This window comes from Gordonia amicalis NBRC 100051 = JCM 11271, assembly GCF_000332995.1.
In the GTDB taxonomy this organism is placed as follows: Bacteria; Actinomycetota; Actinomycetes; order Mycobacteriales; family Mycobacteriaceae; genus Gordonia; species Gordonia amicalis.
On sequence record NZ_BANS01000040.1, the window covers coordinates 17,506 to 39,705 of the forward strand.

Sequence of the window (22,200 nt, forward strand, 5' to 3'; positions counted from 1 at the left end):
CATGGCCGACGCCGACATCCATTTCTACTTCGATCCCGTGTGTCCGTTCGCCTGGATGACGAGCAAATGGGTGCGAAAGGTCCAGGCGCAGCGCGACTACCGCGTCGACTGGCGGTTCATCTCGCTGCGACTGCTGAACGCGCACATCGACTACGCCGCGCACTTCCCACCCGAGTACGAGGCCGGACACACCGCCGGACTCCGGTTGCTGCGCGTGGCCGCGAGCGTCCGTCGGGAACACGGTCGCGACGCGATCGCTCCGCTCTACACCGCTCTCGGCACACGGATCTTCGAGGAACACACCGGCACCTACACGGTCGACAACACCGACTACCGAGGTACCGTCGGCTTCCTCGATCCGGTACTGGAAGAACTCGGACTTCCCGCCCACCACGTCGACGCGCTGGAGAACACCGACCTCGATGCGGAGATCCAGGCCGAGACCGACGAGGCGCTCGCGCTGACCGGCCGCGACGTCGGGACACCGATCATCCACTTCCGGCCGCCGGAGGGCGTGGCGTTCTTCGGCCCCGTCATCAGTCGCCTGCCGAGTGACGAGGACGCGCTCACGTTGTGGGATCACGTGATCGGGCTGGCGAGTTTCCCCGGTTTCGCCGAACTCAAGCGCAGCCTGCGCGAGAAGCCACAGCTCCGCGCCTTCGGCGTGACCGACGCGGAGGCGGGTGAGCAGGAGGACTGGCACGGCGGCAGCCGCCGGACCCAGAAGGGCTGAGAGTTCCCGGCGGCTTCCCGCATGATTCGAGAGCTTGCGGGTACCCGCTGTGAATGGCACACCCACAAGCACGTCTGGGACTGGTCACCGGCGCATCGAGCGGCATCGGACGCGAACTGGCCGAACTGTTCGTCGACGACGCGTTCGACCTGATCATCTGCGCTGAGGACGCCGGAATCGAAGACGTCGCCGTTCGGCTGCGAAAGCGGGGCCGTGAGGTCACGGCGGTCCGCGCGGATCTTCGCACCGCCGACGGCGTCGAAGCGCTCTACACCGCCGTTCGGAACACCGGGCGGCCCCTCAACTCGGTGGCTCTCAATGCCGGCATCGGGCACGGCGGCGCATTCGTCGACACCGACCTCGCCGAGGACTTGTCGATCATCGATCTCAACGTGCGGTCCACCGTCCACCTCGCCAAGCTCGTACTGCGCGACATGGTCGAGCGTGATTCGGGAAAGTTGCTGATCACGTCGTCGATCGCGTCGATGATGCCGGGTAGTTTCCAGGCCACCTACAACGCGTCGAAGTCGTTTCTGCAGTCCTTCGCGGAGGCGCTGCAGAACGAGCTGAAGGATTCGGCGGTCACCGTCACCTCACTGATGCCCGGTCCCACCGAGACCAACTTCTTCCATCGCGCCGAGATGGACGACACCCGCATCGGCCAAATGTCCAAGGACGATCCGGCCGAGGTCGCCAGACAGGGCTACCACGCGATGATGAGCGGCAAAGCCCGATCCGTGGCGGCGTCGACAAAGACGCGAATCATGGCCGGCGCGAGCATGATCACCCCCGATGCGGTGAAAGCCGCGCTCCATCGCGTTCTCTCCGCGCCGGGGTCCGGTTCCACGAGCTGAACGAGGGGCGCCGTCGGATCAGGCATCGGAAACCTTGGGCTGCAACGCCGATGCCCACCGATCGGTGTAATCGGCGATGCGGGTGTCGGTGGTGTAGGTGGAGTCGATCAGGTAGAGACCGGGCAACGGGCACACGGCGCCGAGTTCCACGAGCACCGGCTTGAGCAGCAGGTCGGGTGCCATGGCGTGCGCCGGACCCGCCCCCAGCATGAGCGGCACCGCGGTGACTCCGCGCAGACCGTCGCCGGTCGCGAACTGGTCGAGCAAGAGCTTCAGAACACCGGTGTAGGTCGACTTGAACGTCGGGCTCGCGACGATGACGAGATCCGACGACGCAACGGTCTCGACGGCCGCCTTGACCTTCTCGTCGCCCCAGCCGAGGAGACCAGGGCCGAGTTCGATGACGTCGACCACATGGTCGGGTGCGGATCCGGTCAGCGCTTCGGCGAGCCGGTTGGCCGCGTCGAGCGTCCGCGAGCCGGGTTTCGGATTGCCTGCGACGACGGTGGTGGTCATGGCGGTGCCTCTCGGTCGGAATGAACCGTGCTGGATGCTATCCGGGCACCGTCGCGGCCGCACCACCCAACGGGGATACCGATCACGCGGGCTGACGTCACGCCGACGCCAGAACCGCACCACCACGACGCCGCACCACGAACACGACGCCCGTCGTGATCACCAGTGCGACGATCGTGCCGATCGCGACTCCGACGACGGCGGTCGTCTCGCCCTGCGCCGTGGCCAGGATTCCGAGGAACGCCCAGACCAGAGTGAGCGGATAGGCGACCAGCACGGAGCCGACCACCGCGGTCACGGCGAGCCCGAACAGGGCGCACAGGATCAGGACCGTCAGCTGCCAGCCGAGGGACTGCGGGTCGGCGAGCTCGGCGCCGATGGCGGCCGCCCAGTTCTGAAGACCGCGGCTGTGGCCCATGCGGCGTAGACGCCGACCAGGACGCGGGTGAGCACTCGCAACCAGCCGGGTGCCGCGTAGTCGGCAGGGCGCGCCGCGATCCGTGCTGCGTCGAGCAGCACCACCGTCATGACGGTCAGCACGATCGGGGTGATCCACGTCCATTCCGCGGCGGACACCAGAATTCAGATGGCCGCACCGGCGAACGCGATCTCGAGGTCGATGAGCAGGCGACGTGGATCGGCGGTCCCTGTCGATCCCTTCCAGACCACCGCGAGCGCGACGACGAGCGACAGCAGGTAGATCAGGCTCCAGATGGAGAACGTCCAGCCTGCCGGCGTGATGAGCAGATCGGTCGTCGACTCATCGGGTGAGGCACCGATCCCGGAGAACGGCACAACGGGCGCCACCACCTGCGCCACTGCGAGAAACACCGCGAGCCAGGTGATCGGACCGGAGACGCGTGCGACAGATGCCATGGCTCCCACCGTAGGCACAGGTTCGACTCCGACCATGTGGAAGCCGCTGAACTGCAACATCACCGACAGCCGGCAGCGGTCAGGAAGTCGTGTCCGCCGTCTGGCGATCCGCCGCCCGGGTCACGGTCGGCGTCGCCACCCGTGTACGCCGGAGCACCAGCGCGATCGCGATCGCCGAGATGACCGCATAGACCACACCGATCGCGACGGCCCCGCCGATTGTTCCGGCCAGCTGCCCGGCGATGCCGTCGAGTACCACCATCACCCCGGCCCCGCTGTAGGCGAAGGCGGAGAACGTGGCCGCCACCCGGCCCTGCTGGATGGGCGTGAGCCCGACGGTGATGTACGCCAGCGCGACCCGGTAGCCACCGGCTTGGCCGATGCCGCCGATGACGGTACCCAACAGGATCACCTCGAGCCGGCCCACCGCGAGACCTGCGATCGCGATCGACCAGCCGAACGCCAGGAGCAATCCCACCGACGGCAGCGTGGTGATGACGCGGAGACCCACGCCGACGAAGTTCGCCAGCATCGAGACGATCAGGCATGCGCCGCCGACACATTGCGCGACGAGCAACGACTCGCTGATGCCTGTCGCAAGAATCGCATTCGGCATGGCTCCCACCGCGAGCGCGCCGATCGCCCATGCCAGCGCCCCGACGAGGAACGCACCGGGGTCGCGGGACCGGGACGAGTCGACCACCACGTCGAGATCTCCGGTGTGCGCCGAGGGTACGTCCGCGATCTCCTGCTCGCCGACCGGCTCCGGATCACGTCCTGGCGCAAGCAGATCCGGGGCCGCCCGGAGTCCCGCGACCAGGAAGCCGAGACAGATCGTCATCGCGACCGCGTGGATGGCGTAGACCGTCACCAGCTGCCAGGGCAGGTACACCGCGATCAGGATCGCGGCGATGAGTCCGGACCCGGCACCGATGAGAGAACCGGTCGCCATGAACGCACGACCCTTCTCGCCGCGGGCCGCCACCATCATCGCCGCCGCCGCACCGGTGCTGAGCGCCACCGACGCGCCTGTCATCAACCGCCCGGGGAACAGCACCAGCGGATACCAGGCGCCGACGATCTCCACCAGGTCGCCGACGATGGCCGTGAGGAACGCGATCGGCAGCACCTTGCGCGTGTGCCGGATGAGCGGGCCGCGTGCGGAGATCAGCAGGATGACGATGAGCGCGACGAAGTAGGTGGCGAACAACACCGCGGCCGCGGCCGGACCGAAACCGTGGCGATCCATGTAGCCGGGCAGCAGCGGCGTCATCGCATTCGAGCCGCAGATCGCGAGGATGAAACCCACACCCGATGCTCCTGCGAGCAAACGGGTTCCGGCGTCACCTGTGCCCGCCGCGACCTTCACTGTCATATGTCGTGCCTCCTCATGCCACCGGTGGCCGTGAAGGCGCCGGACGGCACCACCGGAATCACCGTGCAGGAGTACTCAATAGGACAGCTGTAACCGATCGGGAACCTGATCGTGGCGGCCGTATTGCGCACCTCGGACACGTGAGCACGACGCGCTGACCTGCCCGGATGGCGGACGTCGTGCGAACCACGCCGATTGCCGCCATGCCCTGATCCGGTTGGGAGATCTGGGCGTGCAGTTCCACCGGGATCGGTCAGCCCGTCGGCTGAAGTCCGACGTACTTCTCCGCGACGCCCGGGGCGTCGAGTTCCCAGTCGATGAACTCGTAGAGGTCGACGGCCACCTCGGTGATGACGTCGCGTAGTTCGAGCGGTCCGAGCCACTGCTCACCGATCGCCCCGATGCCGTCACGGGCCCCGAGCAGGTTGCCGGTGATCGCCCCGGTCGAATCCGAGTCGCCGTCGTGATTGACCGCGATCACCACGCCGTGTTCGAAGTCGCGTGCGACGAGCGCGCAGTAGATCGAGATCGCGAGCGCCTCCTCGGCCACCCACCCCTCGCCGAGGCGGGCAATGGCTTCCTCCGGCGCGACGTTCTCGGCAGCGATCTGCTCGGCGAGTTCGACGGCAGCAAGGGTCTCGTCGTGCTCCGGTTTGGTTCGCAGGATGTCCTTCGCGCCGGCGAGCGACTCGTCGAGCGTCGCACCTTCGACGAGGTCGCGGATCATCACCGCGAGTACGCCTCCGCTCAATGATCCCGACGGATGACCGTGCGTCAGTGCCGCGAGCGAGGTTGCGAGGTCGAAGGTTCCGACCGCCGACCATTCGGCGCGCGATGCGAACAACCCGACGGGGGCGACTCGCATGACGCCGCCGCAGCCCTTGCTGTTGTTGGATGCCGGCGCACCCGGTCGTGTCGTCGCGCGCAGAGCACTCAGGCAAGTGGTGCCGGGTGCGCGCTGATCATGGAGTTCCCGGTGGCTCATCAGCCAGGTGGCTCGTTCGGTCATCGGCAGCACGCCGTGACGCGGGTGTTCACCCTGCGTGATGAACCAGCGAAGGTAGGCGCGGGCCGTCGTCGCGGCGAAGCACGAGATGCCGCCGTCGCAGTCCCGCACCCACGCGCGCAGAAGTCCCTCGGCAGTGAACAGCGTCATCTGGGTGTCGTCGGTGATGGTGCCGATCCCGCCGTACGCGGGAGCATAGGAGGTGATCCCGGCCGGACCGAATCGATCGACGATCGCCGCTCGTGACATGAACTCGACCGATCCCCCGAGCGCGTCCCCGACCGCACCCCCGATCAGGCAACCAACAAACTGATCCTTCATCGGTGTCACCTGCACTTTCCACGGTGTTCCAACCATGTTCACATGCAGGGACGACATTCGCACGACGACAGTTCGACGAGGCCTACGCCTCGTCGTGCTGTGAGTGGACCGCTTCGTCGATCACATCGGTCGGGGCAGCCGGTCCGCAGTTCTTGTCAGACCCCCGAGGTAGAACTGAAGACACAGAGAATTGACGACGGAGCAGTAGTCAACGACGGTCCCACCCAACCGCATGTAGGCCTCCACGAGAGAGACGGCTCCGTCATGATCGACACCGCCACGACTTCAATCGACGCAATCCTCGACCACCTCATCGAGATCACCCCACCCACCGACGACCCCACTGGCCGCACGACGTGCGAGCAGCTCAATCTCCTACGCCTGATCCGCAACACCGTCGATCACCAGATCGTCTCCCACACAGCACAACTCGATGAACTACGCGTCGCCGAGAAGGCCGGGTCCACCACCAAGAAGCTGCTGATCGAGATGGGCTTCGCACCCGCGGTCTCCACACGCGCCACCCGCATCGCCGACGCGATGGGCACATTGAGCAAGGCCGAGGCCTGCGCGGCCGACGGACGCCTCTCCGCCGAGGTCGTCGACGCCATCGTGCGCGGAATCACGACCATCGAGAGACGTTCCCCCACAGCGCTTTCCGACGAAGACCACGCCATCCACGAAACCGAGCTCGTCACCCAAGCCCTGTCGGGAGCCACACCCCCCGAGATACAGAAGCACGCCCAGATGATCGGCAACACCATCGCCGACACCTCCGACAACGGAATCCCCGCCAGCGACGACCGGACCCTCGACACCCTCTCCCACCACACGACCGAAGACAGTCGCGTCGAGATCCATGCCAACGTGACCCAAGTCGTCGGCGAGAAATTCATCGCCATGATCGACGAACGCGGCGTGCCCCGACCCGAACCCGACGGCTCCCCCGATCGACGCTCAGCCGCCCAGATCCGAGCCGACGCGCTGGAGGTGCTGTTGGATCAAGCTGCCGTTGGAGCGGCCATGGACACCATTGGCACCCCCAGAACCCAAGTGGCGTTGACCATTCCCGCCACCGGCGACCCCGCCACACTCCCTTGGACGGGCCCGGTCACCCACGTCATCGCCAAACAACTGTCGTGTGACGGTTCCTTGACCGAGATCATCATCGACGGCGAGACCGTGCCCTTGCAGATGGGCCGCGAACGACGACTGTTCCCGGCACACCTGCGCAAGGCGATCATCCTGCGTGACGAGACCTGCATCAAATGCGGTGCGCCGCCATCCCATACCCAGGTCCACCACATCCAACACTGGACCGACGACGGCAACACCGACCTCGACAACGGCTGCCTGCTCTGCCAACGCTGCCACACCCAGGTCCACCACCACGGCTGGGACATCCTCCTCGGCTACGACCGCCACCCCTGGCTCATCCCACCCGCCGACATCGACCCGCAACGCCGCGCCCTACCCGCCCACAACCGACGCACCATGCGACTCGACGACGCCGCCTGACAGACAGCCCGGTTTCGATAGCCCCGTCGCAAGCCACTCACCCCCTCAACCAGCGGGCGGTTCGGTCCGTCGATCCGCACTCGTTCTTTGACAACTCCACAGTGTGAAATCCAAGCTCACCCGGGTCCGCACACCCATCCGTTCCCGCTCGCGCATCCTCGTCGGCGGGAACGGATGGGGTGAGAGGCGGCACGCTCCGCCGTGCCGACGTGCACTATCGCGGCGGGCGAGATGACCAGCCACCACCGTTCACTACTCGAACATACGTGCGATAATTCTGACGTGAGCATGAAGTGGATTGGCGGGGACAACGGCCAACCACACCGGCCGGCGTTCGTGCGGGTAGGCCACAAGGCGGTGCTCATCGACCTGGGCGCCCTCTACCCCAACGCACCCCACTTCACCGGCGAATACAACCCCGAAGGCCTGCAGATACGGTCGGTCCACCTGGGCGTGCTCACCGAGTGGGGACGCGACGAGTGGGGCGCCTGGTACGGCAAGGTGACCTACACGATCACTGCCAAGGACCGCCAGGAGAAGGTGACGCACTGGGTGCCGTCCTGGGCGCTGCGCCCGGCCGGGGACCCGCCGAAGTCTCGGCGCTGAGTCATCCGAGGATCATGGCAGATCCACCTTGCTCGCCAGCCAGCGACCGTCGACCTTCTCCATGGTCATCAGCACCCGGCTGCGGTCGACGCGCGGTTCCGGGCTCGCGGTGTTGGTGATCGACTGGTCGACGAACAGCATCACCACGACGCGATCGGTCGTCGCCGACTTCACGCCCGCGTCGATGACGACACCCTTGCTGGTGGCTTTGTTGTCGACGAGCATCTGCTTGAGCTGACTGCTCGACCGCGAGTACATGTCCTTGAACTCGCCGGTCGCGCCACCGAGGACCTCGGTGAAGTTCTGGTCGATGCTGCCGGAGTCGATACTGGTCAGCGTGACCGCGTAGTCCTTGGCGGTGGCCACCGCCTGCTGCTCGGCCTGGTCGACCGCATGGTTCTCGTAGAGCTTCCAACCCGCATATCCCCCACCGGCGAGCAGCGCGAGGATCGCGAGGACCGCAACGACCCGGCGCGGCCGCAGGAGACCGGCCAGCCGTCCCGCCCGGATCACGGGACGACGACGCGCCGAAGTCTCCTGCTCGGGGGCCGCGGGTGAATCGACCACATCTGCGTCCCCGACCTCGATCTCGGTGGTCTCCGTGGTCGCGTCGGACGAGACCTCGTCCACCACCGACTCGTTGTGGGATCGCCGCGACCTGCCTCCCCGCACGGGGGACTTCTTCACGACGTCCTTGCCCTTCGGAGTCGTGGTCCCGGTCGTCTTGTTCGTCGTGGCCGCGCTCATGGTCTCGCCTCTCGCCTCGGATACGGGTGGTCTAGTTGTAGTGGATGTCGGGGCCGCCGAACGGCGTCGGAATGGTCTTCGGTCCACGCGGTGTCGGGTCGGTCCGGGCCTGGGGATCGCTCCCCGGTGCCGGCAGGTTGGTGTCGTCGCCGGGCGGCCGTGGCACAGCGCCCGCACCACGAACCAGGAGTTCGGTGTTCTTGCAGTGCGTGTTGATGAACGGCTCCGGGAAATCCGGCCGCGACGCTGCCGCCCGGGGAAGGTCGTAGTCGCAGGGGACGCGCGGGTAGACGTCGACGCTGCCCCACAGGCCACCGTCGCGGAAGGCGGTACCGATCGCGTCGAGTGTCGACCCGGAGCGTTGCGTCGGGAAGAAGAACTCGCGCAATGCCGGGACGCGGAGGAACGGCGCGGAATCGCCGGCCGGCCGGAAGTCGAGGAACTGTTCACCGGCCGGCGACAGGCTCGACACCCTGACTTCTCCGTCGGCCGGGATCCTGATGCCGGCGTCGATGGTGGCGACCACGCGCACCCCCTCGTCGTCGATACGCACCGAATCGACCCGGCCGACCGGGACGCCGCGCAGCGTGACGTCCTGATTCGGCAGCAGCCCACCGGATTGCGCGAGTTCGACCTCGACGCGGATGTTCGATGCGGTCGGATCCCGCTGCAGGGTGTCGAGCAGCAGGTACGCCACTCCGACGACGAGGATCGTCAGAAGTCCCAGCACCGACAAACAGTTCCGACGCCGACGCCCCCATCGCACGGCCGCAACGACGCCTCGGGCTCCGGTCTCCACGAGGTCGGGCCGCGCGCTCATCGCGGCGCTCCCGGTTCGACGTGCTGACGCAATCGCATCAACGTGACCGACAACGATCCGATGAACTGCTGCCAGTCGGTGACGTCCGGCAGTCGCATTCCCGGATCAGCCCGGTGATTCGGGTCGTCGAGGGCGCCGATCGCGAACTGGGAGATCGCGACGTCCGTGTGTCCCGACGTCGCGTCGGTCAGTTTGACGATGGGCCCGAGGATGCGGTTGACCGCGTCGAGGCTGGCTCCCGGTGCCGTGGCAGCTGCGTTGAGCGACGCGGCGATCCGGTTGATGTCGTCCATCATCCCACCGGCGGCGGTCCCCTTCACCGACGGGAACGCGCCGAGTTGCCGGATGATCCGGTCCACCTGCTCGACGGTCGTCAGGATCGATTGCGTGTTGTCGGCCACCGTCCACAGCGCGGGTCCGGCTGCCGCGAGGGCCGAGTCGATGGTCTGCTGCCGTGCAGACACCGTCGACGCCAGCCGGCTCGCGGAACCGAGGACGGCCTCGATCTCCTCGGTCCGTGCCGACAGCGAGGACACCAGGACCGTCGACTGACTGACGAGCTTGCCGAGTTGGTGCCCGTCGTCGCCGAGCGATTCGCCCAGACCGTTGACGATGTCGGTGAGGTTGCGGATGGCACCGCCGTTGACCAGCATGGCGGCCGTCGACAGCACTTCCTCCACCGTGGCTCCGGCCGACGTGCGGTCCAGCGGGATGACGTCGCCGTCACCGAGGAGGACCGCGCCCGGCTCCGGTTCGGCAGGTGGTTCGAGGGCGACGAACACGTCGCCGAGCGGTGTGGCGGAACGTAGTTCGGCACGGGTTCCCTCCGGAAGGCGGGTCCCGTCGGCGATCCGCATACCGACATCGGCGAGATAATCGTCGACCTCCATCGACTCCACGAATCCCACGTCGGCGCCCAGGAGCCGCACCTTCGCCTTGGCCGGGAGGTTCAGCGCGTTGTCGAACTGCGCTTTCAGCTCGAACCCGTCGCCGCTGGTGCCGGGCGCCGGAAGCGGAAGTTGTCCCAGACCCACCGAACACCCGCTGAGTACGCAGATCAGCACTGTTACGACCGCGGTGACGGCCTGCCGGTGAATTCGCCTCGCCGCGTTCATTTCTGTCCGACCCCCGCCATCGCGGCCAGCATCGCCGTCACTACGAAATCCGGGCCGAAGTCCTGTGGCTTACCGGTGTTGCACCCGAGGTCCTTCAGGTTCGCGAGATTGCAGACCTCTTTGAGGACCTGCTGGTCGAAGAGAATCCGGTCGGCGAAGGTGTGCACCCGGATTGTGCCGTTGATCTGGTCGATCGCGTTGTAGGCGTTGTTCATCAGCGTCGGCGTCAGGTTCAGGAACTCGGAGAGTTCACGTTGGTAGTCGGCGAGCGTGCGGGTGACGGTGGTCGCGTCGCGGGCCGCGTTCCGTAGCGGAATCCTGTTCTCTTTGAGCAGTTCCGAGGTCTTGGCGAGAATCTGGTTGAGCTTGGCGCCGGTGTCTCCCTCGCCCAGTTGCTGATCCGCGATGACCTGGCTCATCGCCCGCAGGCTGCCGCCGAATTCGCGAATCGTCTTGTCGTTGTTCGCGGCGGCCTCGGTGAGGATGTCGAGGTTGTCCACGAGCTTGACGATCGCCTCCCGGGTGGCGCTCGGGTCGGCTCCGGTGCGCAGGGCCTTCGACAGTTGCCCGAGTGCGTCGCGCAGGGCCGGGCCGTTGCCGTCCAGGGACTCGGAGGTCACCGACAGCATGTCGGCGATCGGTCCCCCGCCCTTTCCGTCCCCGCCGAGCTCACCGGCCAGGTTGTCGGTCATCGTGAGCAGGCGGTCGAACTCGATGGGCGTCCGGGTCCGGTCGAGCGGCAGGAACGCGTCCGCGGCCAGCTTCGGTCCGCCGGAGTAGGCGGGGGTGAGTTCGACGTGGCGGTCGGTGAGCACCGACGACGACACCGCCACCGCCGTCACGTCGACCGGCAGGGTCACCTCCTCGTCGACCTCCATGGTGACGTCGACGACGGTGCCGCGCGGACTGATGTCGGTGATGTGGCCGACCGTGATTCCCAGGACCGACACCTTGTTGCCGTCGTAGAGGCCTGCGGCACTGTCGAACTGTGCGACGATCCGGTGGGAGCCGGACGACGGGTTCCAGATCGCGACGATCGTCGCCGCCACCGCAACCGCGATCGCCGTCACCACCACCAGAGTGCGCATACGTGGTCGTCTCATCGGCAGTCCTCGAAATACTGTGCGCGTCCGACCTGTTCGGCTCGTCCGCTCAGCGCACACATCCATGAGTCGATGAGAAAGCCTGCGGGCCCGGTGAAGTCGACGTAGTTGCCGGCGCCGGTCGCATTGGTGAAGTTGCGCACCGGCAGCGGCAGGGCCTGGAGCGTGTTGCGCAGCAGGTCGTCGTGACGGGCGAGCGCACCCAGCATCCCGTTCAGGTCCTCGATGAGTGCATCGAGCGCCGGCCGGTTCACGACGGTGATGCGATGCAACTGCGCGACGAGAGCCGTGGTGGCGTTGAACATCCCGTGGACGGCGTCCCGGCGTCGGGTCAACTCGACCATCAGGTTCCGTCCTTGGACCATCAGCGATCCGATGTTGGACTCCTGGTTGCGGATGACCGTGGTGACACGTTCGGCACCGGTGATCAGTTCGCCCAGCTGGGTGCGCCGGGTCGCGATGATCTCCGAGAGGGTGTGTGCGGTGGAGATGGCCTCCGGTACAACCTCCGGCGCCCCCTCGAGTTGTGTCGACAGTGTCGTCATGGCGTCGGCGAGCCCACCGGCGTCGACCTGCTCGAAGTTGGTGGTCGCATCCTCGATCGTCTCCTGCAGGTCGGGAACCCGGGTGTTGCGCAATGGAACCCGATCATCTTCCAGTGATCCCGATCCCGCCGGGGTGATCGCGATGTAGCGCGAGCCGAGGATCGTGGTGAGTTTGATCTCCGCCTTGGTCTCGTTGCCTAGCCGGATTCCGCGGTCGATGTTCATCGAGATGATGACCCGATTCCCGTCGAGACGTGATCCCTTGACCTCACCCACCGGCACACCGGCGAGAGTCACCTGATCACCGTTCCGGATCTCACCGGCCTGTGCGAACTCGGCTTCGATGTTCTTCCGGCCGACGTCGATCGCACTGATCCCGACGACGAGTGCGACGACGAGGACGAGGACGCCCACGCCGCCGAGGCCCAGGTAGAGCGAGTTCCATTCGGCGATCGGCTTCCGGGGCGATCGATCGGTCATTCGGCGGGTCCCTGACGTTTTCATGGCTGACAGATCGGCGAGTACTTCGGCTTCCCGCCAGGCGTGGCCGCGGCGACGATGGCCGGTGCCAGCGGGGTGAGGAACGGAACGAAGTCGGCGGGATTGAGGTCACACACGTAGGCGCTGAGGAAGCTGCCCTCCTGGCTGACGCGGGCCATCCCCTTCAGGAGCAGTGGGACGTTGGCGCCCAGGTACTCGAATTCGGACTTCTTCTCGGCGAAGTGGGCGAGGAAGCCCGGCTGTCGGGTGAGGAAGGCGTCGAAGGACGGTGCGGTGTCGGAGGCGATCTCCGCGAGGCGTCCACCGACTTCTGTCATGACGTCGGCGGTTCCGACGAGGTCCTCAGAGGTAACCCTCGTCGTCGACCCAGGCCTGGTCGTTGGTGGGGAACCAGCCCTCGTCGTCGAGAACCGAGCCCTTCCCCAGGTAGGAACCCGACACCTGTGCACCGCGGACGAACAGCGAGCCGGTCTCGCCCGGACCGACGGGTTTCCCGTCGGCATCGCGGATCTCGATCTCCATGCCCGGTATGGGGCGCCCCACGCTCTCGAGCCGCCGTCGGATGCGCGGGTCGTCAGAGGCGATGGCCCGGGCATGATCGTCCGGACCCAGCAGTGCGAGTGTCGAACTCGTCTCGGTGAGTCCGTACGCGTTGCAGAAGCCGGCGTCGGGGAACGCGCGCATCGCACGTTCGAGAACCGGAAGCGGTAGTCGCGCACCGCCGTAGGAGATCAATCGCAGTGCCGGCGCCTCCGCGACCTCGCCACCGAGAGCGTCGACGACACGGGCGAGCATGGTCGGAACCACGGTCGCCGATGAAATCGACTCTCGTGCAACCAGGTCCAGCCAATCGCCGGCATCGAAGTCGGGAAGGTGCACGACTCGACGGCCGCCGTAGAAGTTGGTGAGCGTGGCCCCGACCGCCGCCACATGGTACGGCGACACGGTGATGAGGGCCGCCTCTTCTTCTCCGGCGCCGGCGAAGTCGACGGTCGCGAACACGTAGGCCTGGAGGTTCTCGTGCCGCAGCGGTACGACCTTGGGTTTCGACGTGGTACCGCTCGTGTGGAGCAGGACCGCGGGCGCGTCGTCGGGAACATCGATGGGCGGCATCGGTTCCGCCGCTCGCGCCGCAGCCAGGAAGTCGTCGAGGCCGACCACCTGGTCCCGCCCGGCGACCCGGTCACGGTATCGCTCCTCGACGACGATCAGAGGATGGTCGAAGTCGTCGACGAGATCGCCGAGCACCTCGTCGCCCAGACGGTAGTTGACCGGGACGAAGGGCACGCCGGCCATCGCCGCGGCGAAGAACACCTGCGGATATCCGGGGCCGTTGCGGCCGAGATAGATGACTTCCGAGGGCGGACGCCCGACAGCGCCATCGGAGGGGGAAGACCCGGAGATGACCGCCGCACCGCCACGGACGGTGGCGACCACGTCGCCATGGGTGAGACCCGAGGCACGGTCGCCGAGCGCGACTCGATCACCGAGCCCGGATTCCACCATGTCCAGAAGAAGGCCGACACCCATGTTTCCGCCAATCCACGTGAGCTCACGAATGGTGCGCAGCGTCGAGCAGCGCACACCGCTCATCGTCGATGATTAAGTGTAATCAGTTCACCGTTTTGCGTCCCTCAGTTGAAGAGGTCGACCACGGATTCCGTCGCGAACCGACCCCACAGCATCTTCTTGGCAGCCGTCTTCATATGCCGGCGCCAGTGAGCCTCGGCCGCTTCGGCGTCGCGGGCCTCGACCAGCGTGATGAGCTTGCGGAATGCCCGGATCGTCTTCTTGAACTGCGCGGCGACCTCGCCGGTGTCCGTGGATCGGGATACGACACGCGACATGTGCGTCGCGACCACGTCGGCGAGAACCTGACCGATGAGTCCGATCGCCTGGTTGCCCGCGCGCTCCAGGATCAGATCGTGGAAGCGGAACGCGGTCCGCGACCACTGGTCGAGGTCGGCGGCATCGGCCCCGGCGTCGACCAGGTCCGCGAGTTCGTCGATCACCACGACGAGAGCCTTGAGGTCGTCGTCGGTCCGGCGTGCGGCGAGCATCCGAACCGCGGCCGGCTCGAGGACCATCCGGGCCTCGTACAGATCGGAGAGCGTGGTGTTCTGGATCTGCAGCAGCAGCCCGATATAGCGGGCGGCAACGGACACATCGGGCGAAACCACCTGCACGCCACCGCGCGAGCCGCGGCGGACGACGATGAGCGATTCGTTCTCCAAGATGCGGAATGCTTCGCGTAGCGTGGGCCGCGAGACATCGAACCGTTGTCCCAGCACGGTTTCCGGCGGCAACATGTCACCCGGCTTCAGCACCCCGCGCACGATCTGACCGCGCAGCTGTTGAGCGATGAGTTCAGCGGTCTTGGGGACCTGAATCCGCTTGGGCAATCCGTTCTCGTCGAACGAGCTGTTGGCCAATTCCCACACCTTCCGGAAGCCGGCGACTGCCGAGCGGGATTCAGCCTAGCACCCGGCCGAATAACACCCCGGTTTTGACCAAACCGACATGAAGATGATCACACCCATTGTACGGTTCAATCATCTAACTCATCTAGTGATCCTGCGGGACGCAGGGGAGGTACCCACAGCATGTCGGATGCATCAACCCAGAGCACACGTACCGGGCAGCTCTTCATCAACGGCAAATGGGTCGACGGCCGCGGCGCCGAGACGATCACCGTGATCAACCCCGCGACCGAGGCGGTGATCGGGACGGTGCCGCAGGCAACTGTCGCCGACGTCGAGGACGCGGTCGGCGCCGCACGAGCTGCGTTCGACGAGGGCCCGTGGCCGCGGATGTCCGTGCGCGAGCGAGGCGCGGTGTTGCGCCGGATGGCCGAGGGTTTCGCCGACCGCCGCGCCGAGCTGGTGGACCTCTCCGTCGCCGAAGCGGGATCCACCCGTGCGCTGGCGGAGTTCCTGCAGGTCGGCACCCCGATCGACCACTTCTTCGACCTCGTCGACCGCATACTCCCCGGCTTCGAGTTCGAGACCCCGCTGCCGCCGATGATCGGCAACGGCATCGGTCAGGGTGTGGTGGTCCGCGAGCCCTTCGGTGTCGCCGCCCTGATCACGCCGTTCAACTTCCCGCTGTTCCTGAACCTCTGCAAGGTCGCGCCGGCACTGGCCGCGGGCTGCACGGTTGTTCTCAAATGCTCGCCGTACACGCCGTTCGAGGCCCTCGTGGTCGGCGAGATCGCCGAGGCCGCGGGACTGCCGCCGGGCGTCCTGAACATCATCACCGGCGACGTCGAGGCGGGCGAAGCGCTGACCACCCATCCCGGCGTCGACATCATCAGCTTCACCGGCAGTGACACGGTGGGCACGAAAGTGTATGGGCAGGGGGCAGTCGCTGAAGAAGGTGGTGCTCGAGCTCGGCGGCAAGTCGGCGAACATCCTCCTCGAGGACACCGATCTGGACAAGGTGATGCAGAGCGTGCTCGGGGGCTTCATCACCCATGCCGGACAGGGATGCGCACTGATGACCCGCATCCTCGTGCACGAATCGCTGCACGACGAGCTCGTCGGCCGCGTCAAGATGGCGCTCGACTACGTCCCGGTGGGCGATCCGGCCGATCCCAACGTGGTGATGGGTCCGCTCATCCGTGAGGCCCAGCGCGCCCGGGTGGAGGAACTGATCCGGGTCGGCCAGCAGGAAGGCGCCCAGATCGCCTACGGCGGTGGACGACCCGCCGGACTCGACAAGGGGTTCTTCGTCGAGCCCACCCTCTTCGTGGGTGTGGACAACGGTATGAAGATCGCCCAGAGCGAGATCTTCGGCCCCGTCGGTGTGGTCACCCCCTTCTCCGACGATGCCGAGGCCGTCCGGATCGCCAACGACAGTCCGTACGGACTCTCCGGCGGCGTCTGGTCGGCCGACCCCGTACGCGCACACGGCATTGCCCGCCAACTCCGCACCGGCATGGTCGTCGTCAACGGCGGCGGAGGCGGATTGATGCCCGACGGACCGTTCGGCGGCTACAAGCACAGCGGCATCGGCCGCGAGTTCGGCGCGCATGGACTGTCGGAGTACTTGCAGCACAAGACGATTCAGTGGGCAGCCGGTCGATGAGGGTCGTCGTCGACCAGGACAGGTGCGGCGGTCACGGTCGTTGCATCGCCGTCGCACCCGATCTCTTCGATCTCGACGACGACGGGGTGAGTTTCCCGATCACCGAAGAGATCGGGACCGATCAGGAAGCAGCGGCCAAGGAGGCCATCGCCAACTGTCCGCAGAGCGCGATCCGCATCGAATGAGACCGTTACCGGTCATCGGGAGGACTGAACAAGCAATGTCGAGTTCACTTGGGGAGAAACCCGATTCGGGTGCGGTCGGGCAGACCTCACCGGATGACCCGGTCGCCGCGCCGGTGGCCAAGGAGTCGCCGCCGATCGTGTGGCTCGCCCGGCTGGGGGCGGTCTTCGTCGCCATCCAGGCCTACGTCTACATCCGGTGGATCTTCTCCGACTCCTTCACCCCCATTCCGACCGGCCCCGACGATGTACCGACCCACACGCTGGTCATCATCCGGGCGTCGGAGGTCATCTGCGTCGTCGGCGTGATCGCCTCGATCATCTGGCTGGTGCGCCGGACACGACGCGACGGACAGTTCCCCACCATCGGCGTCTTCATGATGGGCTGGCTGCTCACCTGCTGGCAGGACGTCGGCGTCAACGCGGTGGTACCCGTCTTCTCCTACAACTCGGCCTTCCTCAACATGGGCACATGGGGCGAGTTCGTTCCGGGTTGGGTCAGCAAGGGACCCGAGACCCCCGCGCCGATCCTGTACGAGCTGGCCGACTACATGCTCTTCCTCCCGCTGGCCGTCGTCGGCATCGACAAGGCCGTGAAGGCCGCGCGAGCACGCTGGCCACGGCTCAACAAGGCCGGAATCATCGCGGCCCTGCTGCTGATCTTCCTCGTGCTGGACACCATGAGCGAGCAGATCCTGCAGCGCCAGGGGCTGTGGTCGTACCTGCGGGTGAACGAGACCTGGTCCATCTTCACCGGCACGCTCAACCAGTTCCCGCTGTACGAGGGCATCGTCTTCGGTTCGGTCGTCATGGTGGCGTCGATGTGCTTCTACCTGTTCCGCCGCGACGGCGACCGGCTGATCACCGACGCCGGCATCGAACGGCTCAAGATCACCCGCGGCGTCGCCGTCGTGCGCATCCTCGCGTTCTCGGCGGTGATGAACGTGATCCTCGCGGTCTTCCTCGGCTACAACCTGGTCAACATGCACGCCGACGTCGCGCCCACCGACGTACCGAGCTACCTGCACCAGAACATGTGCGGACTGGCCGAGAACCCGCCCTGTCCGCACCTCAAGTAGCCGAACGCCGAATCACGGGGTGACCGTCAGCGCTGCACGCCCGGCGCGACCGGCCGATCCGGGTCCGACGACCACTGCGAGAACGACCCGGGAAACAGGGTCGCGTCGATGCCGGCGACCGCCAGGGCGGCGATCCCGTGGGTCGCGTTGACCCCGGAGCCGCAGTAGACCACCACCTCGCGCTCGTCACCGGGTACGACGCCGACCTCGGCGAATCGGCGCCGCAGTTCGTCGGCCGAACGGAAGCGCCCCGTCTCGTCGATGTTGTCGACCGTCGGGGCGTTGACCGCACCCGGGATGTGTCCGGCCCGTGGATCGACCGGCTCGACGTCACCGCGATACCGTTCTCCCGCACGAGCATCGACGAGCAGCGCGTCACCGTCCGCTACGTCGTCGATCGTGGCGACCGGGAGGTTCCCGGCGGTCAGCGTGACCGTGCCGGCGCGCGGTCGCCCACCGTCTCCCGTCGTCGTGCGCAGGCCCTCGGCACACCAGGCGGCGAGACCACCGTCGAGCAGGCGGACGTCGGCGTGCCCCGCCCAGCGGAGCAACCACCATGCCCGCGCGGCCGCGAGGTTGCCCGAATCGTCGTAGACGACCACGGGCACGCCGTCGTTGATCCCCCACCGACGAGCGGCTGCCTGCAGATCCTCGATCGCGGGGAGCGGATGCCGGCCGCCGACCGGCCCGGACGGCGGGGCGGCCAACTCGGTGTCGAGGTCGACGTACACCGCGCCCGGAATGTGGCCCTGCCGGTAGTGCTCGCGACCGTCGGGATCGCCGAGCCGCCAGCGCACGTCGAGGACGACCGGAGGCGTGCTCAGAAGATGTTCGGCCAGGTCGAGCGGGGTGATGAGGTACTCGTGCATGGCGCGAGGATACCGATCGGCAGAATGGTCCGGTGGCGCTCATCCCCGCGGTCTTGTTCGGCCTGCTCACCTTCTGGTTACACCGCCGGATCGTCCGCGCGACCGCACTTGCCCGGCCCTGGTCGATCGTCGCCGATGGTGCGCTGGTGGTGCTGTGGGCGCTGGCGGTCGTCGGGTTCGAGAGCGGACGATCACTGGATCCGTCGTGGGCGCGTCCCATCGGCACGATCGGGCTGATCTGGCTCGCGACCTTCTTCTACCTGTTCCTCGGCCTGACGATCATCGGCCTGCTCTCGTTCGGGGCGCGCGTCATCCGGTGGGCGCGACGCCGTCTCGCGGGTGCACCGGACACCCCGCAGTCGGCCGCGCGCCGGTTGCGCCGGATGCGGATCGCGACCGCCGCGGTGGTCGCCGCCGCCGTCGGGGTCACCGGGTACGGGGTCGTCGAGGCGTTCCGGCCGCAGGTGATCGACGTCGACGCCACGCTCGCGAATCTGCCCGCGCGGTTCGACGGCCTGCGGGTGGCGGTCGTCGCCGACCTGCACGTCGGCCCGGCGCGCGACGCCGACTTCACCCGCGGCGTCGTCGACCAGGTCAACGCGCAGAACCCTGATCTGGTGGTACTGGTCGGTGACCTCACCGACGGCACGATCCCCCACGTCCGCGACACCCTCGAGCCCATTGCCGGACTACGAGCCCAGCTCGGCGTGTACGGCGTCAGCGGAAACCACGAGTACTACTCCGACGACGGCGGACGCTGGCTGGATGTGTGGGAGGAACTCGGCGTGCGCACGCTTCGGAACGCGCGGGTACCGCTGACGGTCGACGGCCAGACCATCCAGCTCGCCGGCGTCCACGACGCCACCGCTCCCGAACCCTATGAGCCCGATCTCCCTGCCGCCCTGGCGGGCTCGTCTCCCGATGACTTCGTGCTCCTTCTGGCACACCAGCCCAATCAGGCCGTGGAGGCCTCCGGTCTCGGAGTCGATCTGCAGTTCTCCGGGCACACCCACGGCGGGCAGCTGTGGCCGGTCCGCTACCTGGTCCCGGCTCAACAACCCACGGTCACCGGTCTGGACACGGTCGGCGAGACCGTCATCTACACGACCCAGGGAGCCGGCGCTTGGGGGTCGCCTGTCCGCGTGCTCGCCCCGCCGGAGATCACGGTGCTGACGCTACGGACGAAGTCGTGACGTTCCACGTAGGCTCCACACGATGACGGAGTTCACGTTGGACATCGGGGGACGACTGATAGCGGTTCGGGAAGCCGGAGAGTCGTCCGGACCTACCGTCGTACACTTTCACGGCACTCCGGGATCCCGCCTCGAGGCCGCCTTCGGCGATCAGATCGCCCAGCGCGCCGGGATCCGGGTGGTGAGTTTCGATCGCCCCGGGTACGGCGGGTCGGACCCTGCGCCGATCGGTCTCACGCCGGTCGCCCGCGATGCCGAGGCCCTGGCCGACCACCTCGGACTGGACCGGTTCGCCGTCTTCGGATGGTCGGGCGGTGGGCCCTTCGCGCTTGCCGCCGCAGCACTGATGCCCGACCGGGTGACCTGCGTCGGTGTGTCCGGCGGCCCCGGACCCGCGCTCGACGTGCCCGGGGCGCGTGAGCTGCTGACCGACAACGACCGGCTGGCACTTTCGCACCTGCCGGCAGATCCAGCTCGGGCGGCCGAGGTCTTCCTCGCGGGCAACCGGGACATGCTCGATGCGATGATGTCCGTTCGGACCGACCCGACAGCGCCCTGGATCGACTGGATGTGGGGCACCAGCGACGCCGCGGTCATCGCGGACCCCTCGGCAAGACAGACGCTCTTCGAATCCTTTTCCGAAGCGATGAAAAGGGGTCCGGGTGCCATCGCATGGGACAACGTCGCATTCGTCGGTCCGTGGGATTTCCGGCTCGCCGACGTCTCGGCGTCGGTGTGTCTGTGGTACGGCGCCGACGACACGATGACGCCCCTGCCGAACGGCGAATGGCTGGCCCGCCACCTACCCGACGCCGATCTCACCGTCTTCCCGGGTGAAGGTCATCTGCTCCCGCTGAGACACTGGGACGCAATGCTTTCCGCGTTGATCGCCGAGTGAGGACCGTACCCGGACCGGAACGCGACATGCCCCGGCGACACGGTGCGGTCGGCGGGGCATGTGACGCGTGTGCGTCAGCTGTTGATGTCCGACGGATGCGTCGCCAGCGGCGTCACCTTGATGTCCATGTACGGGAACAGCGGCAGACCCGACAACAGCGTGTGCAGCTCATCGTTGGAGTCGACGTCGAAGATCGAGTAGTTGGAGTATTCGCCGACGATCCGCCAGATGTGGGGCCATTTGCCGGATCGCTGGAGATCCTGCGAGTACGCCTTCTCCCGGGCGACCGTGTCGGCCCGGACGTCCGGGTCGAGGTCGTCGGGGATCTTGACATCCATACGGACGTGGAACAGCATCACTTCTCCGGATCGAGCACGAAGTCGTAGGCCACCGTGAAGCCACCCTTGCCGTCTTCCTTCGGGTCGAGCACGAGTTCGGGCTTGACCGCGCTGGCGACATCGTCGTCGTTGTGCGGGTCACCGGGGAAGTAGAGCTGCGCGGTCAGCTGCTCGTGACCGGGCGCCGACACCTTGAGGTGCAGGTGCGCGGGACGCCACGGGTGCCAGCCGGCGGCGGCGATCATCTTCCCGCATGAACCGTCGGTCGGGATCATGTACGGCGCCGGACGGATCGTGGTGATCTCGAAGCGACCCTCGTCGTCGGTGGTGAAGGTGGCCCGCAGATTCCATTCCGGGATGCCGGGCGCGAACTGGGAGTAGAAGCCGTCGTCGTCGGCGTGCCACAGCTCGACCTTGGCCCCGGCGAGCGGGGTGCCGTCGCACGAACGGACCTGGCCGTTCCACAGCAGCGGATCGCCCTTCTCGTCTTCGCGCATCGGCACCGAGCCCGTGGAGCCCTGGTCCGGCGCATTCGGCACGTAGTACGGGCCCTCGATGCTGCCCTTGTTGCCCTCGCGGTGCTCGGTGGCGACATCCTCGACGACGTGCTCGACCCAGACGTCGAGGAACAGCGGCCACTCGCCGTCCTCACCGACATTGATGAGCCACGCCTTGAGGGCGTTGTACTCGTCGTAGGTGACCTTGTGCTCGCGGATCGTCGCGTGCACGGCGGCGAGTACCTCGTTGATCAGCGTGGCCACGCGCTCCGGCGGGGTGTCCCTGACGGCCTCGAAGGGCGACTTGTCGGCGTGGAACCGTTCGGTTGCGGAGGCTCCGGAGGCTGCTGCGGTCGCGACCTCGTTCGGGTGCTCGGTGGTGGTCATGATCTTCTCCTTGTACTCACTGCTCGTGGGGCTGC

24 protein-coding genes and 1 pseudogene are annotated in these 22,200 nt (G+C 67.0%); 9 read left to right on the forward strand and 16 right to left on the reverse strand.

Annotation, left to right across the window (positions count from 1 at the left end; translation table 11 throughout):
• Window position 1: 1 nt before the first annotated feature.
• Both GOAMI_RS17960 and GOAMI_RS17965 read left to right on the forward strand, forming a co-directional pair.
• Window positions 2-733, forward strand: coding sequence for a mycothiol-dependent nitroreductase Rv2466c family protein (locus tag GOAMI_RS17960; RefSeq protein ID WP_006437998.1), 732 nt, complete (start codon window positions 2-4; stop codon window positions 731-733).
• Between the two features lie 53 nt (window positions 734-786).
• Complete coding sequence (locus tag GOAMI_RS17965) at window positions 787-1,587, forward strand: SDR family NAD(P)-dependent oxidoreductase (protein WP_006437999.1); 801 nt, start codon at window positions 787-789, stop codon at window positions 1,585-1,587.
• Between the two features lie 18 nt (window positions 1,588-1,605).
• On the opposite strand, the gene GOAMI_RS17970 is transcribed toward GOAMI_RS17965, so the two are convergent.
• From GOAMI_RS17970 to GOAMI_RS17985, 5 genes are all read right to left on the reverse strand, one after another.
• Entirely contained in the window at window positions 1,606-2,103 is a 498-nt protein-coding gene (locus GOAMI_RS17970; RefSeq protein ID WP_006438000.1) for an NADPH-dependent FMN reductase, read from the reverse strand.
• A gap of 97 nt (window positions 2,104-2,200) precedes the next feature.
• The gene (locus GOAMI_RS23580; RefSeq protein WP_006438001.1) at window positions 2,201-2,521 is read right to left on the reverse strand and encodes a hypothetical protein; all 321 of its coding nucleotides are present in this window, start codon (window positions 2,519-2,521) and stop codon (window positions 2,201-2,203) included.
• 164 nt (window positions 2,522-2,685) lie between these two features.
• Complete coding sequence (locus GOAMI_RS23585) at window positions 2,686-2,979, reverse strand: TspO-related membrane protein (protein WP_006438002.1); 294 nt, start codon at window positions 2,977-2,979, stop codon at window positions 2,686-2,688.
• A 79-nt stretch (window positions 2,980-3,058) separates the two neighbouring features.
• Window positions 3,059-4,354, reverse strand: coding sequence for a hypothetical protein (locus GOAMI_RS17980; protein ID WP_006438003.1), 1,296 nt, complete (start codon window positions 4,352-4,354; stop codon window positions 3,059-3,061).
• 253 nt (window positions 4,355-4,607) lie between these two features.
• Window positions 4,608-5,681: an ADP-ribosylglycohydrolase family protein gene (locus tag GOAMI_RS17985; protein ID WP_006438004.1), complete on the reverse strand. Its 1,074-nt coding sequence runs from the start codon at window positions 5,679-5,681 to the stop codon at window positions 4,608-4,610.
• 264 nt (window positions 5,682-5,945) lie between these two features.
• On the opposite strand from GOAMI_RS17985, the gene GOAMI_RS17990 reads away from it, so the two are divergent.
• Window positions 5,946-7,199 carry an HNH endonuclease gene (locus tag GOAMI_RS17990; RefSeq protein ID WP_006438005.1) on the forward strand — a complete coding sequence of 418 codons (1,254 nt, stop codon included), beginning with the start codon at window positions 5,946-5,948 and terminating at the stop codon, window positions 7,197-7,199.
• Window positions 7,200-7,487: 288 nt separating this feature from the next.
• Window positions 7,488-7,805, forward strand: a complete 318-nt coding sequence (locus tag GOAMI_RS17995) for a hypothetical protein (RefSeq protein WP_006438006.1) — start codon at window positions 7,488-7,490, stop codon at window positions 7,803-7,805.
• Between the two features lie 12 nt (window positions 7,806-7,817).
• On the opposite strand, the gene GOAMI_RS18000 is transcribed toward GOAMI_RS17995, so the two are convergent.
• Genes GOAMI_RS18000 through GOAMI_RS18035 form a run of 8 tightly spaced genes read right to left on the reverse strand, consistent with a single transcriptional unit; the run spans window position 7,818 to window position 15,077 of the window.
• Complete coding sequence (locus tag GOAMI_RS18000) at window positions 7,818-8,552, reverse strand: Rv1363c family protein (RefSeq protein ID WP_006438007.1); 735 nt, start codon at window positions 8,550-8,552, stop codon at window positions 7,818-7,820.
• Between the two features lie 31 nt (window positions 8,553-8,583).
• A complete protein-coding gene (locus tag GOAMI_RS18005; RefSeq protein ID WP_040004958.1) occupies window positions 8,584-9,372 on the reverse strand; it encodes an MlaD family protein in 789 nt (262 codons plus the stop codon).
• On the reverse strand, window positions 9,369-10,487 hold the full coding sequence (locus GOAMI_RS18010; RefSeq protein WP_006438009.1) for an MlaD family protein: 1,119 nt from the start codon (window positions 10,485-10,487) through the stop codon (window positions 9,369-9,371). Before GOAMI_RS18010 ends, GOAMI_RS18005 begins: the two co-directional genes overlap by 4 nt.
• On the reverse strand, window positions 10,484-11,590 hold the full coding sequence (locus GOAMI_RS18015) for an MCE family protein (protein ID WP_247603118.1): 1,107 nt from the start codon (window positions 11,588-11,590) through the stop codon (window positions 10,484-10,486). The genes GOAMI_RS18010 and GOAMI_RS18015 overlap by 4 nt, the downstream gene beginning before the upstream one ends.
• On the reverse strand, window positions 11,587-12,615 hold the full coding sequence (locus GOAMI_RS18020; RefSeq protein WP_006438011.1) for an MCE family protein: 1,029 nt from the start codon (window positions 12,613-12,615) through the stop codon (window positions 11,587-11,589). Before GOAMI_RS18020 ends, GOAMI_RS18015 begins: the two co-directional genes overlap by 4 nt.
• Window positions 12,616-12,635: 20 nt before the next feature.
• A complete protein-coding gene (locus GOAMI_RS18025) occupies window positions 12,636-12,953 on the reverse strand; it encodes a hypothetical protein (RefSeq protein ID WP_006438013.1) in 318 nt (105 codons plus the stop codon).
• A 25-nt stretch (window positions 12,954-12,978) separates the two neighbouring features.
• A complete protein-coding gene (locus GOAMI_RS18030) occupies window positions 12,979-14,229 on the reverse strand; it encodes a class I adenylate-forming enzyme family protein (protein WP_247603117.1) in 1,251 nt (416 codons plus the stop codon).
• Between the two features lie 41 nt (window positions 14,230-14,270).
• The gene (locus GOAMI_RS18035) at window positions 14,271-15,077 is read right to left on the reverse strand and encodes a FadR/GntR family transcriptional regulator (RefSeq protein ID WP_006438015.1); all 807 of its coding nucleotides are present in this window, start codon (window positions 15,075-15,077) and stop codon (window positions 14,271-14,273) included.
• 162 nt (window positions 15,078-15,239) lie between these two features.
• On the opposite strand from GOAMI_RS18035, the pseudogene GOAMI_RS18040 reads away from it, so the two are divergent.
• The 3 genes and pseudogenes from GOAMI_RS18040 to GOAMI_RS18050 all read left to right on the forward strand — a co-directional run bounded on the left by GOAMI_RS18040 (window position 15,240) and on the right by GOAMI_RS18050 (window position 17,983).
• Window positions 15,240-16,722: pseudogene (locus GOAMI_RS18040) on the forward strand (aldehyde dehydrogenase family protein).
• Entirely contained in the window at window positions 16,719-16,907 is a 189-nt protein-coding gene (locus GOAMI_RS18045; protein ID WP_006438018.1) for a ferredoxin, read from the forward strand. The pseudogene GOAMI_RS18040 and the gene GOAMI_RS18045 overlap by 4 nt, the downstream one beginning before the upstream one ends.
• Window positions 16,908-16,942: 35 nt before the next feature.
• Entirely contained in the window at window positions 16,943-17,983 is a 1,041-nt protein-coding gene (locus tag GOAMI_RS18050; protein ID WP_006438019.1) for a spirocyclase AveC family protein, read from the forward strand.
• Between the two features lie 26 nt (window positions 17,984-18,009).
• Here the strand turns inward: GOAMI_RS18050 and GOAMI_RS18055 are convergent, their stop codons facing one another.
• Window positions 18,010-18,852 carry a sulfurtransferase gene (locus GOAMI_RS18055; RefSeq protein WP_006438020.1) on the reverse strand — a complete coding sequence of 281 codons (843 nt, stop codon included), beginning with the start codon at window positions 18,850-18,852 and terminating at the stop codon, window positions 18,010-18,012.
• 32 nt (window positions 18,853-18,884) lie between these two features.
• Between GOAMI_RS18055 and GOAMI_RS18060 the strand changes: the two genes are divergently transcribed.
• Both GOAMI_RS18060 and GOAMI_RS18065 read left to right on the forward strand, forming a co-directional pair.
• Entirely contained in the window at window positions 18,885-20,045 is a 1,161-nt protein-coding gene (locus GOAMI_RS18060) for a metallophosphoesterase (RefSeq protein ID WP_006438021.1), read from the forward strand.
• A gap of 22 nt (window positions 20,046-20,067) precedes the next feature.
• A complete protein-coding gene (locus GOAMI_RS18065) occupies window positions 20,068-20,943 on the forward strand; it encodes an alpha/beta fold hydrolase (RefSeq protein ID WP_006438022.1) in 876 nt (291 codons plus the stop codon).
• Between the two features lie 74 nt (window positions 20,944-21,017).
• On the opposite strand, the gene catC is transcribed toward GOAMI_RS18065, so the two are convergent.
• Both catC and catA read right to left on the reverse strand, forming a co-directional pair.
• Complete coding sequence (gene catC, locus GOAMI_RS18070) at window positions 21,018-21,299, reverse strand: muconolactone Delta-isomerase (RefSeq protein WP_006438023.1); 282 nt, start codon at window positions 21,297-21,299, stop codon at window positions 21,018-21,020.
• Window positions 21,299-22,165 carry a catechol 1,2-dioxygenase gene (catA, locus tag GOAMI_RS18075; RefSeq protein WP_006438024.1) on the reverse strand — a complete coding sequence of 289 codons (867 nt, stop codon included), beginning with the start codon at window positions 22,163-22,165 and terminating at the stop codon, window positions 21,299-21,301. Before catA ends, catC begins: the two co-directional genes overlap by 1 nt.
• Window positions 22,166-22,200: the final 35 nt, after the last annotated feature.